Origin of the sequence: Candidatus Clostridium eludens, from assembly GCF_045310515.1 — a bacterium.
Classification (GTDB): domain Bacteria; phylum Bacillota; class Clostridia; order Clostridiales; family Clostridiaceae; genus Clostridium_B; species Clostridium_B eludens.
In genome coordinates this window covers 1-15893 of record NZ_JBJHZX010000044.1, presented here as the reverse complement: position 1 = coordinate 15893, position 15893 = coordinate 1, and the positions used below count along the sequence as shown (strand labels likewise).

The window sequence follows — 15893 nt, the reverse complement described above, 5'->3', positions numbered from 1 at the left end:
TAGATAAGAAAAATATATTTGGTGAAAGCAAAAAAATTATACTGCATCGTTTGTTATTAGTTGGGGTAATGGCAGAATACATGCTCTCTACTGAAAAGTAAAAGTTAAATAGTAGTATTTACCTATTGCATATTAATAAATTTAAATTCAGAAGTGTCTCAAAAAAGCTATATTTGCATTGATACATAAGGGGTTCAAAAAATTCACCTGCAAAGACAATAGAAGCTCTTCAAACTATTTTACCTGTTCTTAAAAAAAAGGCTATCGATTTATCCTTGTTAGTGATTTGTAAGTGTGGAGCTGTAGCAGTTACTCTTCTGATTTCAAAGCCTTTATCCTATTCCTTACCATCAGGACATACGGCTTCCTCATTTGCAGTTGCAGGAGTATTAGCAAAATTTTTTATTTGAAGTATTTAAGATAATGTATGATTGGGAGGGTTTACCACATGAAAGTTGAAAAAACTTACGGTTGTGATGATACAAGTTTATTAAAAGATATTGTGATACTAATTCCAGCATTTGAACCAGATAATCATCTTATAGAATTAATTAAAGAATTAAAACTAAATTGTGATTATAAAATATTAATTGTTGATGATGGTAGCGGTGAAAATTATACTTCTATTTTTAAGAAGTGCAAAGTATTAGGCTGCATAGTGCTAAAACATGATAAAAATATGGGCAAAGGCTGTGCCCTTAAAACTGGATTTGCTTATATAAAAGATAATACTAATGAGAAAATAGGAGTAGTAACTGCTGATGCAGATGGACAGCATTTGGTGAAAGATATATTGAATGTAAGTTTAGAATTATCAAATAGTGATCATAAAATCGTTCTTGGAGTAAGAAAGTTTACGGGCAAAGTTCCTTGGAAAAGCACAATTGGTAATGCTTTTACTAGGGAAATATTTAAGTTAACATGCGGTACTAAAGTGTTAGATACTCAGACTGGTCTTAGAGGACTTCCTATAGAATCACTACCTTGGCTGTTATCCATTGAAGGCAGACATTATGAATATGAAATGAACATGTTGCTTCAGGCAAAAAAAGCAGGATATGGATTTAAACAAGTAGAGATTGATACTGTGTATGAATCTTCAAATAAATCATCCCACTTCAGAGCTATAAAAGATTCCATAAGTATATTTATTCCTTTTTTAAAGTTTTGCAGTTCAGGAGTTTCTGCGGCCTTTGTGGATTATTTCTTGCTCTTTTATATTCAGTGGTTAACAAAAAATTTATTTATATCAGTGGTAATTGCCAGAGCGGCAAGTTCAGCTGTTAACTTTACTGTAAATAAGTTTCTGGTTTTCAATGTTAAAAGTAGAGATAACAAAAATATAAATGAATTGATCAGCTATTATTTACTTGTATGTGCTTTATTATTTATTAACTATTTTGTATTAAGCTTTTTTTCTGAAACCCTTCATATATGGTTATTTTGGAGCAAGATTATAACAGAACTTCTCTTGTTTACAATAAGCTATACTTTTCAGCGCTTATTTATTTTTAATAGCAAAATACAAGCCTGAGTTTATGAATATTTAGGAATAGGGGGTCATAAATGAAAAAAAAATTAAAAAACAAAATTATATATGTGTGTCATTTTCTAATTTGCCAAATTATCTTTCTGCCTTTGTTTAGTGTAATTCTTATATATCATGGACCTTTTACAAATTACAGAGATAATATTGTTTCTACCAGCATGGCAACAAATAAAAATAAGTTTTTTGCTACCTGGTTTCTAAGCAGCAGTGAAATAAATAGTATTCTGGCGAAAACTAATTCTGTTGTGAAAGACTCCAAGGAGGTTGTCAGTAATGTTGATATCCAAAGAGCTAAAAAAAGCAGCACAAAAGTAAAAATTATTGACATTAAAGAAAAAAGCTTTAAGGCTAAATTGATGATTATAGATGATCCTTCAAAGATATGCTTAGGAATGGCATCTAAATTAGGGCATACAGGAGCAACTCTCAGCGAAATTGTGAAATCCTACAATGCTGTTGGAGGAATTAATGCAGGAGGATTTTTAGATGATAATTTAATGGGCACAGGCTCAAAACCTGATGGCGTAGTAATAAGTGATGGTGTTGTTAAATTCAGGCAAAGTGGCCTAAGTAAATTTAACGTTATAGGCTTTAATAAAAATAATATTCTTATTATTAGTAATTCTATGACGATGGAGGAAATTCACAATTCTAATCTTAAATGTGCAATTTCTTTTGGTCCTGCACTTGTTTTAAATGGAAAACCTCTTGTAACAAAAGGCGGTACATCACTTCAACCTCGCAGTGCTATAGGACAAAGGAAAGATGGGATAGTTCTTATGCTTGCAATTGATGGAAGAGAACATGACAGTGCTGGTGCAAATTATACGGATACTCAAGATCTAATGCTAAAATATGGAGCTTACAACGCAGCTAATTTAGACGGGGGTTCATCAACGACTTTGAATTATCTGGGCAAGACTATTAATAACCCCTGTGATATTGCTGGAGAGCGTACAATTGCTACTGCATTCTTAATCACCCCTTAAATTATGGAGAAGGATTATGAGAAGATTAAAAATAAAGAATAAATTAAAAAGATCGATAATTCTTTTAACTTTTATTTATGCATTCTGTGCTTTTATAGTTTGTTTTGCAGTTATTTCATACCTTAATGCATCTATAGTAACGCATAATGTTTCACAGGCAAATAATGCAAATGCTAAGACATCTTTAAAAGAAATTCCAAATTTCATTATAAGTAATATGCCTGTAGGAGCTATAGATATATCATTTTCTTATGATGATAAGTATTGTACTTATCTTTATAACTCTGAGATTTATGTTAAAGAAATTGGAACAAATAAATTAGTTAAGCAAATTTCGGAAAAATCAAAAATAGAGAAATCAATACTTATGGGCAACCGCAATATTATAATGTATTTCTGTATTTCAAACAGTAAATTAGAAGTAAAAACATATAATATTGAAAGTGGGATTATAGCTGAGCAAAAGTCTATTTCTGTGCCTAAAAATTCATCAATAAAATCAGTTGATTATTCAAGTGCTACAAACCTTATTTTTATTAACTTAGAACAAATCAGTAGAAATAATGAGATAGACAGTATATATTACCTTAATATTATGAAGAATGTAAAACGAATTCACTCAGGACGTAGGGTTAATAACATGCTGCTGGCAAATAATTCCCTCGCATTATATTTTGAAGACAATAATAGTAATTTATATTGTCATTCAAAACCCATATTTGGTGTTAAAAGAGCACATATAATTGGATGTGATGCAAATGATAATGTCTATGCCAGATCTTTAGATGATAAAAGTATAATTTATGTTGTAAATAATAATAATCTGATAAAAACGCAAAGACTTATTGATTCAAATTTTGCTGGCTTTTATACAGATAAAAATAATGTTTATGTTATATATAAAAATTATATAATTAACTTAATAAGTAATGCTAAGTTAACTTATAATAGTCATTTGAAATTCATGGGTATGGGGGGATTAAATGTGTATTTTAAAGATAACAATAATCACATAGTGAGGCTGAAACGAACAATATAAATAAAATTGTCATTCTTAAGTAGAATACATGTTATGTAAGTAGAGTGGAACAATAATTAACCTGAATATTTATTTTCCTCCTCCAGATTTTTAAACAACTGAAAATACATATAGCCAATGAGTGTCATAACTATTAGGTATTGGCTTATCTATAGCAAAGTGGATTGCTGATATGCATCGAGGAACTATAGATGTAGAAAGTGAAGAAGGTAAATATACAAAGATGACGATTATGTTAGATTTAGATAAATAAAGAAAATATATAAGGTGAAGGAAATATTATCTTTCACCTTGTTATTTTTGGGATACTTTCTTTGCTTCTACAATATAGAGCGTTTCTTAATACAAATCTAAGTTTATTTTAATATAATTTTAATCTTAAATGTAGATAATGTATAACATAATAAAAGCACATTATTTAGATACAATTAAGTCTACTTTTTAATTATGCACTTAGTAATAAATTCTAATTACGAAGGGAGAAAAGTATGAGTATTATAGGAACTTTCATTAATGTAATATTACATCTTGACAAATATTTAAATGTGATGATACAAAATTATGGAATTTGGACATATGCCCTTATATTTCTGATTATATTTTGTGAAACTGGGTTGGTTATTACTCCATTCTTACCAGGAGATTCTATCTTATTTGCAACAGGAGCACTTGCTTCTATTGGAGCACTTAAGATATTACCATTATTTATTGTGTTTTATCTATCTGCTGTAATTGGAGATACTGTTAATTATCATATTGGACAGAAAATTGGAGCTAAAATATTAGATAAGGAAGATGTGAAGTATATAAATAAAGAATATCTTAAGAAAGCACATAGTTTTTATGAAAAACATGGCTCTATGACAATAGTAGTAGGAAGATTTATACCTATAATTAGAACCTTTGTACCATTTGTGGCCGGAATAGGAGAAATGAGATATTCAAAGTTTATTATCTATAACATGTTAGGTGGGTTCTTGTGGGTAGTATTATTTTTAGGGGGAGGGTACTTCTTCGGAAACCTACCTTTTATAAAACAACATTTTTCATATGTTTTAATTGCTATTATAATAATATCTATTATTCCAGGAATAATTGCATTTATTAAAGAAAAGAAAAATGAAGGTAATAAAGCCGATGATGTCATTAATACAGAATTTTGATAATTCTATTCTTTTATATATAAAGAATAATATGCATGGACATATAATGGATAGAGCCATGGTTATCATAACCTCTTTGGGCAATGGAGGAATCATATGGATTGTGATTGCCATCTTACTAATGAGTAATAAAAAATATAGAAACATAGGTTTGATGGCTTTAGGAGCTTTAATATTAAGTACGATTTTAGGAGAAGGAATATTAAAACATGTAGTTCAACGCATAAGACCATCAGCAGATATACCAGCAGTTAATCTTCTGATTTCAAAACCTTTATCATATTCTTTTCCATCAGGACACACTACTTCTTCATTTGCGGTTGCAGGAGTCTTAGCAAAATATTTTAAGGACTATGCACTTGAGCTTTTCAGCCTTGCAACTTTGATAGCTTTTTCAAGATTGTATTTGTATGTTCACTATCCTACAGATGTTTTAGCTGGTATAATTTTAGGGCTAATTTGCAGTAAAATAACTATTTATTTTTTCAATAGAGTGAGTCAAGATAAAACAGTTACTATGTAAAAGAGGTGATTAGATGTATTTGAATATTTTGAGAAGGATAAATATATTTGATAATTATGTTCTATTTGCAATTAAAAAATATATGCAAAATAAATATTTAGATAGATTAATGCCTATAGTAACAGGTATGGGGAATTTAGGAGTCATTTGGATTATGATGGCTGTAGTTTTAATCTTAGATAAACCATATAGACTAGTTGGTAATATAGTAATACTGACACTAATAATAAGCACCATTATTGAGAAGGAATAGTAAAACATATGGTGAGGCCAGTTAGACCCTGTAATTGTGAAAATAATATTAGTCTCTTGATTTCAAAATATATTGTAGAAGGGGTATCAAAAAATGAATATGGAGCTTTTTAGACTAATAAATAATTTAGCAAATAAAAATATTGTTTTAGATAAGATAATGATTTTCTTTTCTAAGGATGTACCGTATATATTTATGGCAGTTATTACAATAGTATTTATATTAGGAATTACAAAAAAGAATTGTAATTATAGAAAAGTTGCCTTTAATACTTTTATTATTACAGTAATTAATCTAATTCTAAATTTTATCATTGGAGGTATATATTATGTGGATAGACCTTTTGTGCATAATAAAGTGAACTTACTATTACCTCATGCAGTGGACGCATCTTTTCCAAGTGACCATGCTACAGGAACAATGAGTATAGCATTAGGTCTTACAAAATACAACAAGTTATTTGGTACAATGTTAACTGTAATATCAATAATTGTAGGCTTTTCAAGGGTATATGTTGGACATCACTATCCTATGGATATTATAGGAGCGTATATTATTGTTTTTGGAACAAGTTACTTATACAACTTGAAATTAAAAAGTAAAGTAGAAAACTTATATGAAGTAGTTGAAAAGAAGATAGCAACAAGATTAGGGCTTAAATCATTATATAGAGAAATTTAATTTTATTTAAATAACATGAGTTAAAATTCAAGCTCATGTATTTAAATATATAGCTAAACAAAATATATATTGAGGAAGGATATTATAATGAAAAGCAATGGAAGAAAATCTTTACTTAAAAAATTAAAAATCAAAAATGGTTTGTATAGCATATTAATAGTATCTATATGCTCTTTTTTACTTTTAGGAGGAGTTGCCTATTATACAATTAATCATATAAAGTCTATGCAGGATGATATGTATACAAATGCTCTAATACCAATATCTCAAGCTTCAGAGATAAGAGCTGATTTAATGGAATCAAAATTTTACATAACGAAGGTTACTTCGATAGAATACAGCCAGGATTATGTACAAAAAATTCATAAAATAGATACCGAAATTAGAGATTTGCTCAAGAATTATGAAAATAGAAGTTTGGATACTAAGGAAAAGGAATGTATACAAAAGGTAAGATCTACTTATGAGTCATACAACAATAATTGGAACTCCATAAAATCAAAATTATCATTAGGTGAAAAGCTGAGTGCAGAAGATTTGAAAACTTTTGATGCCACTTGTAATAATGTGGATGCTGCTGTAGATGATATGATAACTTATGGTAAAAAGGATGCTGATACATTACGTTCAGATACAAATATGAAAGCAATGAATAGCTCTAAGATATTTATATACTTATTTATATTAGCAACTATTTTAATGGGTGCTATAACAATTATGATTATCAATGCTATTAAACATTCTATAAAAGGATTTACCGAAACCTTAGATATTATATCAGAAGGTGATTTTTCAATAAATATAGATACAAGTGACACAAATGAGTTTGGATTAATGAAGAAACAATTAGGGATATCTCTTGAAAAAATAAAATATATGATTCAATCTATAAGCTCTACATCAAGTAAAGTTGATACTCAATCAAATTTACTCTTAGAGTTATCAAATGAAATCGAAAATGCTTCTAAAGACGTGGCAAGTGTAATACAAGAGATTTCAAGTGGAATTGAAACACAAGCTGATAACTTAACTAATATAAACAGCTATGTGGGAAATTTCGGAGTTAAGGTATCAGAAATAGTAGCTTTAATCGAGGAAGTCAACAAAAACACTGAACTTATAAATGAAAAGGCTGTAAATGGAAATAGTAACTTTAAAATGTTAATTAGTTCTGTAAATGAAGTGAAACATTCTTTTACAGATGTAAAAAAACGAATATTAGAGTTTGGGAAGAATATCAATGAAATAAGTGAAATTACAAATCTTATAAATAATATAGCTGGTCAGACAAATTTATTAGCATTAAATGCGGCCATTGAGGCAGCCAGAGCAGGAGAATCAGGTAAGGGGTTTGCAGTTGTTGCAGACGAAATAAGAAAGTTAGCCGAACAGTCTAAGGTATCTTCTGATAGGATAGGACAACTAATTCAAAGCATTACTAAAGAATCAAATGTGGTAATTAATACAACTGAATCAATGGACAATGAATTAAACAAGCAAGGTAGTGTAATTGACAGCTCAATAACTTCATTTGAAGATATAATAGGCTCTATAGATGAGGTTACTCCCAAAGTTAAGAAAATAAATGATATGTCCATTGAGATAAATAATGATAAAGATTTAATTATAGAAAGAATTGATGAAGTTTCCTCAGTTGCAGAGGAGATATCAGCTTCAACAGAAGAAATATCAGCCACATCTCAGGAAATGAGTGATTTTACAGATAAAATAGCACAATCAGCAGAAACACTTGATTCGTCATCAAAAAAAATGTTAGAAAAAGTAAGTAAATTTAAGATTTAAACAAAAAACAGCAATATTTCTTGCTGTTTTTTATTAATCTCTATAATGAAAAAATCCAAGGGTTTCTTAATTTGACTTTAATATGATTTTAATCTAACAAGGTGAAAATATATTTTCTGTTGGGGCTATTTTTACGATTAATATATGTTTAAATATTTTATCAAATTGTAACAAAGATTATTAATAAACAAAGAGGTTTAGAGATGAAAAACAAAGGATATAGACTAAAACAAAAGAAAATAGCAGTAGTATTTATTATGCTAATAGTTATTCTTCAAGTATTTACAGCAACTTTTATAAGTTGCTTATTAGTATTCTATGGACCATTTCCAGTTGTTAGAAAGATGATTGTTGGTACTTCAATGTCCAGTTATAGGCATCAATTTATTGCAAGGTTATTTTTGAGTGATTCTGAGATTTCTAAAATATTAAACAGTGGTATAGAGAGCACAGGTAGTGGAGAACAAAAAATTTCAAATATTAAAATTAATAACTATCAAGATAGCAGTATAGAAAGATATGACATAAATAGTTCAAAGTTCAAAGGATATATACTTGTTATTAAAAACCCTCTCAGAGTGAAGGTAGGTTATACAAATAAATTAACAAAGCAGGGAGAACGAACCAGCGATATTGCAAAAGACCATAATGCTATTGCGGCCATTAACGGAGGAGGATTCATGGATAAATCAAATAGTGGTAGTCTATGGACTGGAACAGGAGCATATCCCACAGGTTTTGTTTTTTCTCATGGAAAAATTATTTATCAAGATGTGTATGATGAAGAATCATTAGATGTTATGGCATTAGATTCTCAGGGGAAAATGATAATAGGAAGTCATAGTATTAGTGATTTGAAAAAACTTCAAGTATCTGATGCAATAGCCTTTGGCCCGCCTTTAATAATAAATGGGAAAGCAACATTTAATGGTGATGGAGGTCAAGGAATTACTGCAAGAACTGCTATAGGACAAAGAAAAGATGGAGCTATACTATTGTTAGTGGTTGATGGTAGAAGAATAAACATGCCAGGAGCAACACTACATGATATACAAAAAATCATGTTAGATTATAATGCTTATAATGCTACAAATTTAGATGGTGGTTCATCAAGTACAATGTATTATAAGGGCGACATTATAAATAGTCCTTGTAATCCACTTGGAGAAAGGACAGTAGCAACAGCTTTATATGTTGAATCATAGTTAGGAGAGGTTAAATTGAGGTATCTTAAGATTTTTATAATCGGATTTTTGGCTATAGCAATTATTCAATTTGGAATATTGGTATTTTTAGAAACTGCATATTTTGCTGATAATTCTTCATATTCATCAACAAAAGTAGAAAACAATGCGACTAAAGAGGTATCAAGGTCAAAATTAATTTTGGAAGAAGGAAGTATAGATACATCAGCATCATACGATGGAAAATATCTTGCTTATTTAAAGAATAATGATTTGTTTGTTTTAAATTTAGATGATACTAATAAAACTAAAGTATTTGCAAATGCTGGCATGGAAATAATATATTATAAATGGATATATGATAGAAATAGATTAATATTAGCAGAAAGACCAACTGATACAAAAAATGGCACATACTTTAAATTATATTACTATGATGTGGACAGTAAAAGTAAGGTTGAAATATTTAATGAAGTAAATAACAGAAGTATAAAAATACCTATATATAACAGTAATGAAAAGATGGATGCAATTTATATGTCTACACTTACCAATATTATATATATTAAACTGTCAAATTCAAATAACTATAGTAGAATTTACAGCATAAATATAATGGCTCAAGAAAAGAGCATTAATACTGTAACTCATAATATTGGCAAAATTATCTCTACAAAAAGAGATGATGTTTTATTGTATGAAAACTTAAATGATGGGAAAGTTTTTAGGCATGATAGTAATTTACCTTTAGAAATTGACGGAAATAGTAATTTGGACTTACTAGGAATAGACAATAAGGATAATATATACTTGGCGCTAACAAATAATAATAAAACTCAAACAATATATTATGGAAATATGGCTAATAAAGATTGGAAAAAGATTGATATGAAAATGGCAGTAGATATTAGCAATATCTTTATAAATCTTAAAGGACAAGTTTTTATTAAGGATAATTCTAAATCAATAATTAGAGAGCTTTTAACAAGGAAAGAAACATATTATAGCGGGAAAATTATTGATATGTATGACAATGGAATTATAAGTGAAAAAAATAATGAAATTACTAAAAGTATATTTCAATAGTTATAAAGAATTAAAAGGTAATATAATTTTATTTTTTAATCTGAACCTAACTATTTTTTAATCTGACTTTAATCTTTTATGTAGAAAATATAATGAGACTCAAGTATTTTTAATTAGTCATGTTTTGTAGTGTATAATTGCATATTGGCTCTAAAAATGATTTTGTGAAAATCAGTAGAGAAAAATATGAGTATCGTAGAGTAAGGGATTAATGTAATAGTATAGTAATAGTATAGAGCTGTGAAATGTGGATTACTTATTTTATTTAAAATGGAGATGAATTAGTTGCAATATGGAATGGCATTATTTAATCATTATGGATATACAGTATTATTAATAGCTTTAATGTTAGAATTGATAGCATTTCCATTGCCAGGAGAAGCTCTCATGACCTATTGTGGATATGTTATTTATCAGCAAAAAATGAGTTGGAGTATTAGTATTTTAGTATCTACACTGGGGGTGAGTATAGGTATTACTTTATCTTATTTTATAGGTAAGGTATTGGGAATGACTTTTTTTGAGAAGCATGGTCATTATATTCATATAGATAAAAACAGATTAGATAATATGTCAAGATGGTTTGAGAAGTATGGTAATAAACTGCTGATTATAGCATATTTTATTCCAGGAGTTAGGCATGTTACAGGATATTTTTCTGGTGTCACAAAAGTATCCTATAGAAAATTTGCAGTTAATGCTTATTTAGGAGCTTTTATATGGACTGCTACATTTATTTCATTTGGAAAAGTCCTTGGAGTCAATTGGAAGATATATCATAATTTGTTGAGAAAGTATTTATTAATAATTAGTTTAATTATTGCTATAATTATAATTATTATATATCTTTATAAGACTCATAAACAAAAAATATATGATTTTACTATAAAAATACTTAGTAATAATTTAAAAGTATTTCATTCTCTCAGAAAAATAAAAGTTGCTATGGCAGGAATAGCACTTTCATTTCTAATATTTTTAGCTCTTGTGATTGGTGTTATTCAAGACTATTCATCACATGAGTTTAGTGAGTTTGATGAAATATTAACCACATCTCAGAAAATAAGTGATTTTACAGATAGAATAGCACAATCGGCAGAAACACTTGATTCGCTATCAAAGGAAATGTTAGAAAAAGTAACTAAATTTAAGATTTAAACAAAAAACAGCAAGAATTGCTGTTTGAACTGTTAAAAAACCCCATTTTTTGAGGTCTTTCTATTTTTTGTCTTGTATTTTAGTAGTATATGGAGTTTACTTTGCCCCTGGCTACAAAGATGCTGGTACTACCCAGATTAATAAGTTTCTAAAATTATTTTATCAAAAGTAATAAAGTGCCGATGACAATTATGATCAATCCCCAAAATGATTTTTTTGTGAGCTCTTCTTTTAGAATAAAGTATGAAAATATGATTGAAATAACAATACTTAATTTATCTATAGGCACAACTACGCTTGCAAAACCTTTTTGTAGAGCACTGTAGTAACAAAGCCATGAAGCTCCTGTTGTAATTCCTGAAAAGCAAATAAATAGAAAGCTTCTTTTATCAATGTTTTTAATTTCATTTTGTTTTTTCGAAACAAAAACTACTACCCACGCCATAATTAATACAACAATGGTTCTAATTGCAGTTCCTAAATTCGGTTCGATTCCCATAATTCCCACTTTCCCGAGAATTGAAGTCAAGCTTGCAAATATCGCTGACAACACAGCATAAAATAACCATCTTCTATCTATGATTTCTCTGTTTTCCATTTTCCTCTTAGTTATCATCATGTATGTGCCTACCCCTATAGCACACATACCAATGAATTTTATCCAAGTAATCTTTTCACCTAATAAGATGAAAGCCAAAATCATAGTCAATACTGTACTTGATTTATCAATTGGTGTTACTTTATTTACGTTTCCAAGCTGAAGTGCCTTAAAATAACAAAGCCAGGAAGCTCCTGTTGCCAATCCTGACAATATCAAAAAAAGCAAGCTTTGTCCACTTATTTGATAAATCATATTTTGGGAACCAACAATAAGAACTATGAGCCATGAAAAAACCAATATAACAATAGTCCTGATTGCAGTTGCCAAATTAGAATCTGTTTTTTTTATTCCAATCTTAGCTAAAATAGCTGTAATCCCAGCAAAAAATGCTGAACCAAATGCAAATAATATCCACATTAGAATTTCCTTCTCCCTAATTTATCTTAGTACTTCTATTAAGTTATATACGAAATAGTAATCTTATATCGTGATCTAAACCATATTTTTAAGAATTGAATACAAATCTCTGATATCCCTAATCCAATTAAAACTCTCTTTAATTCATGGTAAGTTACTATTCGAAGGATTCCTTATTAAGGTACATAAATTTCCATTCTTTAATTTTTGATATATATTATTTCTAATTGGATTCAAACTTGGAATTCTGTCGCAAATCCCAAAATACTTTAAATTCCAGTTTTTCAACTTCTCTCTGCTGTTTATAACTGATACGTAGTGTGGCAATATGAGGAATTTCCGTATCTTTGTCGAGTTCTTTCAGAATTGACTTTATATTGTAGCCGTGCTCTTTCAATGTTTTTAGAGTTTCATCAATTTTGTCAAACAGAGCAGTGGGCTCACCTGGAATATCCTCTGAAATCATGTATCGTTCACTTTGATTGATGTAATCAATAGAATCTCCAGCTGCAATCCAGTTTATCAGTGCCTGTCTGTTGAATCGCCATTCACGCCCAATTTTTCTTGCAGGAACGTGTTCTTCACGCAATAATTTGATTAAAGTTTTTTCGCTGACTCCTAAAAAATCAATAGCCTGTTCAAGGTTTAATATATCGTTCTCCAAAATGTAATACCTCTCCTTTATTATCTTTTAATAACATTATATTATTGTTGAATAGCTGTGTCAAACCAAACTGAATTTAATGTGAATATAGCTGAATTTAGGCGCTATATAATATAAAAAACTGGTAGTTTTTGTGTTGGAGCTTTGTTAGGGCTCCTTTTTTATATTTAAAATATAGATTTGGATCTAAAGTATAACATCTACTGAGAGAATAATAGAAGTATATCGCTACATAAAAGTTGTGGATTTAGAGAATTAGGTATAAGAGAAAAGGTAGCAAAAATGCCTAATGGAATTTGGTATGACGTAATTTTAATGAAGCATAGAAGTACTATAGTTGGTAAGATATACTGTGGTTAATTTTTATAAGGATACTATATTTGCAACTTAACTTATTTTTTATCGTGTAATTATATAGAGGCGAAAATTAAAATGTCATAAAATAATTAGTTTAACTTTATATAGTTGATTAAAAGAATAGGTGAGCAACATGAATTGGAATATACTTTCTCTTATTTTGGGGTATGCGGTAGTACCAAGTTTATATTACAGGGGTTTTTCAAACAAGATAATTAAAAGGGCAGCTATGAAAGATAAAGTTATTGCTTTAACTTTTGATGATGGGCCTGATCCTCGGTATACACCAAAACTTTTAGATGTACTTAAAAGAAATGATATAAAATGCACATTTTTTGTTCTTGCAGAAAATGCACAAAAGTATCCCGATATAATTAAGCGTATTGAAAGTGAGGGACATTACATTGGCCTTCATTCTTTAAAACATATGAATGCAATTTTTTCATTACCATATCAAACACGAAAAAATCTCTCTAAAGCTTTAAATATTATGGATAATTTAGGAATAGAAGTTAAATTCTTTAGACCTCCATGGGGAATATTTAATCCATTAACAAATTATTATGCTGAAGCTAATAATTTGAAGATTATTCTTTGGTCCATTCATGCTATGGATTGGAGTAGATGGGTAACTGAAGATTATATAGAAAAGAAACTTATAAACAATGTAAAATCTGGTGATATTATATTATTGCACGATGGTAGGGGTTCAAAAAATTCACCTACAAAGACAATAAGAGCCCTTCAAACTGTTTTACCTGTTCTTAAAAGAAAAGGCTATCGATTTATCCTTGTTAGTGATTTATAAGTATGGGTATCAGTATTTTTATGTGGAGGATTTTTCTTTGGAGAAGTTAAAAAGTGTACTTGTAGTCACATAAATAAAGCGGAGTTTCCTGAAGAATGATGAAGGATGCAGTTCATTATGACGAAACAGGGGTCTATGTGGATGCATGTAACCTCCAATGAATTAAGGTGGCTATATTACCTTTTTGCTTTATTGGTTTTAGTAAAAAAGTATATAGTAATAATTAAAATAGTTATGCAGGTTGAAAATTCACCAATTTGTGTTACTATAGGGATTATAGTTTCCCATGAGTCACCAAACCAATATCCCAATCCTAAATATATACACGACCATAATAATTCACCTAAAGCAGCAAATAAATTGAAAGTTACCAATCTGTACTCTGTAATACCTGCTGCTGCATTAACGGAAGGCCCCATAGCTGATATTAAAAATCTAGTAAAAAAAATTGTTTCTTTACCATGTTTTTTTAAATAATTTTGTGATTTTATTATTTTAGGTTTAAAATAATTTGTTACTCTTACAGATTTATTTAAAAGTTTATTGCCTATACCCCTCCACATAATATAGGCAATATTGTCACCAGCACATGAAAAAAGCCAAATTTCTAATAAAAGAATCACTACATTAAACTCACCAGCATAAGCAAAAGCGCCAGATGCTATTACTACCAAACTTGCTCCTGATGGAATTCCTATACATCCTAATATAATTAAGATACTTAGAAACCAAATATTATAATTTCTAAAATATATTATTAGTAAATTAGTACAGTTACTCATATTTTTTACCTTCTAAATTTATATGATTCTCCATGAATTTTCTTAAATTCTTTTTAATTTCTTGTGGAGTTTTATTATATTTTTTCGCTAATTCAATAATGGATATATTTTCATCACCTTTATGGGGAATAATTTCAAGAGTTTTAAAGATCTCCTGCTGACTTATGTTATATTTGTGAGATAATTTTTTTACGGTTAACCATTTATAAGTGCTCATACTTCCCAATTGCCTACTTTTTCTAGTAGGGATCTCAATACTCTTAAACTCTTTATGTAGCATTATAAATTGTCTGGTTATTATAAATGTAATTATAATAATTGAAATTAATAATATACTGATTTTTAGATTCTTCATCATAAATATCCACTTCACCTATATGATTTCAGTCTTTATATATTTTACTATGAATAAGAAAATTTAAGTACAAATATCTAATGTATATAATTACACTACATCTATGCAACTTTCATGATTTTAAAAATAACTTCAATAAGAATATTATTTTTGGCATACTCAAAAATTCATTTTATGGATTTTATATTAAATAATTTTCATATAATAATTAACATATGAGGGTATTAGTAGTCTCTTAGTAATAGTGATACCTTCAGCTTTTTAAGACATTTGTACAAAATGCTTTTATTTCTACTTTTTATAAATCCCAAACTTATATCCGGCATTGTAACTTCACTATTTAGGCAATCTATATTTAAAATAAAATTCACAATATTATTTGCAACATAAGGGTCACTATACCTTTTTTGAGATTTTTTGATTTGATTTAATTCCTGTGCATTATTTACAAGTAAGTTACTTATAGTATTTTGTATGTTTT

17 protein-coding genes and 2 pseudogenes are annotated in these 15893 nt (G+C 28.7%); 14 read left to right on the top strand and 5 right to left on the bottom strand.

Annotated features, from left to right (window positions below; all coding sequences use genetic code 11):
• Nucleotides 1-305: 305 nt before the first annotated feature.
• From ACJDU8_RS20995 to ACJDU8_RS20935, 13 genes and pseudogenes are all read left to right on the top strand, one after another.
• A pseudogene (locus tag ACJDU8_RS20995) lies at nt 306-404 on the top strand (phosphatase PAP2 family protein); the annotation flags it as partial.
• Between the two features lie 44 nt (nt 405-448).
• On the top strand, nt 449-1534 hold the full coding sequence (locus ACJDU8_RS20990) for a GtrA family protein (protein ID WP_406794129.1): 1086 nt from the start codon (nt 449-451) through the stop codon (nt 1532-1534).
• A 32-nt stretch (nt 1535-1566) separates the two neighbouring features.
• The gene (locus ACJDU8_RS20985) at nt 1567-2538 is read left to right on the top strand and encodes a phosphodiester glycosidase family protein (RefSeq protein WP_406794128.1); all 972 of its coding nucleotides are present in this window, start codon (nt 1567-1569) and stop codon (nt 2536-2538) included.
• 16 nt (nt 2539-2554) lie between these two features.
• Nucleotides 2555-3577, top strand: a complete 1023-nt coding sequence (locus tag ACJDU8_RS20980) for a hypothetical protein (RefSeq protein ID WP_406794127.1) — start codon at nt 2555-2557, stop codon at nt 3575-3577.
• 139 nt (nt 3578-3716) lie between these two features.
• Nucleotides 3717-3830 carry a hypothetical protein gene (locus ACJDU8_RS20975; RefSeq protein ID WP_406794142.1) on the top strand — a complete coding sequence of 38 codons (114 nt, stop codon included), beginning with the start codon at nt 3717-3719 and terminating at the stop codon, nt 3828-3830.
• A gap of 235 nt (nt 3831-4065) precedes the next feature.
• Complete coding sequence (locus tag ACJDU8_RS20970) at nt 4066-4740, top strand: DedA family protein (protein WP_406794126.1); 675 nt, start codon at nt 4066-4068, stop codon at nt 4738-4740.
• Nucleotides 4715-5263 carry a phosphatase PAP2 family protein gene (locus ACJDU8_RS20965; RefSeq protein WP_406794125.1) on the top strand — a complete coding sequence of 183 codons (549 nt, stop codon included), beginning with the start codon at nt 4715-4717 and terminating at the stop codon, nt 5261-5263. The genes ACJDU8_RS20970 and ACJDU8_RS20965 overlap by 26 nt, the downstream gene beginning before the upstream one ends.
• 13 nt (nt 5264-5276) lie before the next feature.
• Nucleotides 5277-5516, top strand: a complete 240-nt coding sequence (locus tag ACJDU8_RS20960) for a hypothetical protein (RefSeq protein ID WP_406794124.1) — start codon at nt 5277-5279, stop codon at nt 5514-5516.
• Nucleotides 5517-5609: 93 nt separating this feature from the next.
• Nucleotides 5610-6197 (top strand): undecaprenyl-diphosphatase, encoded by a 588-nt coding sequence (locus ACJDU8_RS20955; protein WP_406794123.1) that lies wholly within the window; start codon nt 5610-5612, stop codon nt 6195-6197.
• Between the two features lie 87 nt (nt 6198-6284).
• On the top strand, nt 6285-8000 hold the full coding sequence (locus ACJDU8_RS20950; protein WP_406794122.1) for a HAMP domain-containing methyl-accepting chemotaxis protein: 1716 nt from the start codon (nt 6285-6287) through the stop codon (nt 7998-8000).
• A 203-nt stretch (nt 8001-8203) separates the two neighbouring features.
• Nucleotides 8204-9205 carry a phosphodiester glycosidase family protein gene (locus ACJDU8_RS20945; RefSeq protein WP_406794121.1) on the top strand — a complete coding sequence of 334 codons (1002 nt, stop codon included), beginning with the start codon at nt 8204-8206 and terminating at the stop codon, nt 9203-9205.
• A gap of 15 nt (nt 9206-9220) precedes the next feature.
• Nucleotides 9221-10270 (top strand): hypothetical protein, encoded by a 1050-nt coding sequence (locus tag ACJDU8_RS20940; protein ID WP_406794120.1) that lies wholly within the window; start codon nt 9221-9223, stop codon nt 10268-10270.
• A gap of 285 nt (nt 10271-10555) precedes the next feature.
• The gene (locus tag ACJDU8_RS20935; protein ID WP_406794119.1) at nt 10556-11428 is read left to right on the top strand and encodes a DedA family protein; all 873 of its coding nucleotides are present in this window, start codon (nt 10556-10558) and stop codon (nt 11426-11428) included.
• Between the two features lie 154 nt (nt 11429-11582).
• Here the strand turns inward: ACJDU8_RS20935 and ACJDU8_RS20930 are convergent, their stop codons facing one another.
• Nucleotides 11583-12446 (bottom strand): EamA family transporter, encoded by an 864-nt coding sequence (locus ACJDU8_RS20930; protein ID WP_406794118.1) that lies wholly within the window; start codon nt 12444-12446, stop codon nt 11583-11585.
• 223 nt (nt 12447-12669) lie between these two features.
• A complete protein-coding gene (locus ACJDU8_RS20925) occupies nt 12670-13110 on the bottom strand; it encodes a helix-turn-helix domain-containing protein (RefSeq protein ID WP_406794117.1) in 441 nt (146 codons plus the stop codon).
• Between the two features lie 490 nt (nt 13111-13600).
• On the opposite strand from ACJDU8_RS20925, the gene ACJDU8_RS20920 reads away from it, so the two are divergent.
• Nucleotides 13601-14275 (top strand): polysaccharide deacetylase family protein, encoded by a 675-nt coding sequence (locus ACJDU8_RS20920; RefSeq protein WP_406794116.1) that lies wholly within the window; start codon nt 13601-13603, stop codon nt 14273-14275.
• Nucleotides 14276-14451: 176 nt separating this feature from the next.
• Here ACJDU8_RS20920 and ACJDU8_RS20915 read toward each other — a convergent pair whose 3' ends face one another.
• From ACJDU8_RS20915 to ACJDU8_RS20905, 3 genes and pseudogenes are all read right to left on the bottom strand, one after another.
• Nucleotides 14452-15057 (bottom strand): DedA family protein, encoded by a 606-nt coding sequence (locus tag ACJDU8_RS20915; protein WP_406794115.1) that lies wholly within the window; start codon nt 15055-15057, stop codon nt 14452-14454.
• On the bottom strand, nt 15050-15415 hold the full coding sequence (locus ACJDU8_RS20910) for a hypothetical protein (RefSeq protein ID WP_406794114.1): 366 nt from the start codon (nt 15413-15415) through the stop codon (nt 15050-15052). The genes ACJDU8_RS20915 and ACJDU8_RS20910 overlap by 8 nt, the downstream gene beginning before the upstream one ends.
• A gap of 221 nt (nt 15416-15636) precedes the next feature.
• A pseudogene (locus tag ACJDU8_RS20905) lies at nt 15637-15893 on the bottom strand (MGDG synthase family glycosyltransferase); the annotation flags it as partial.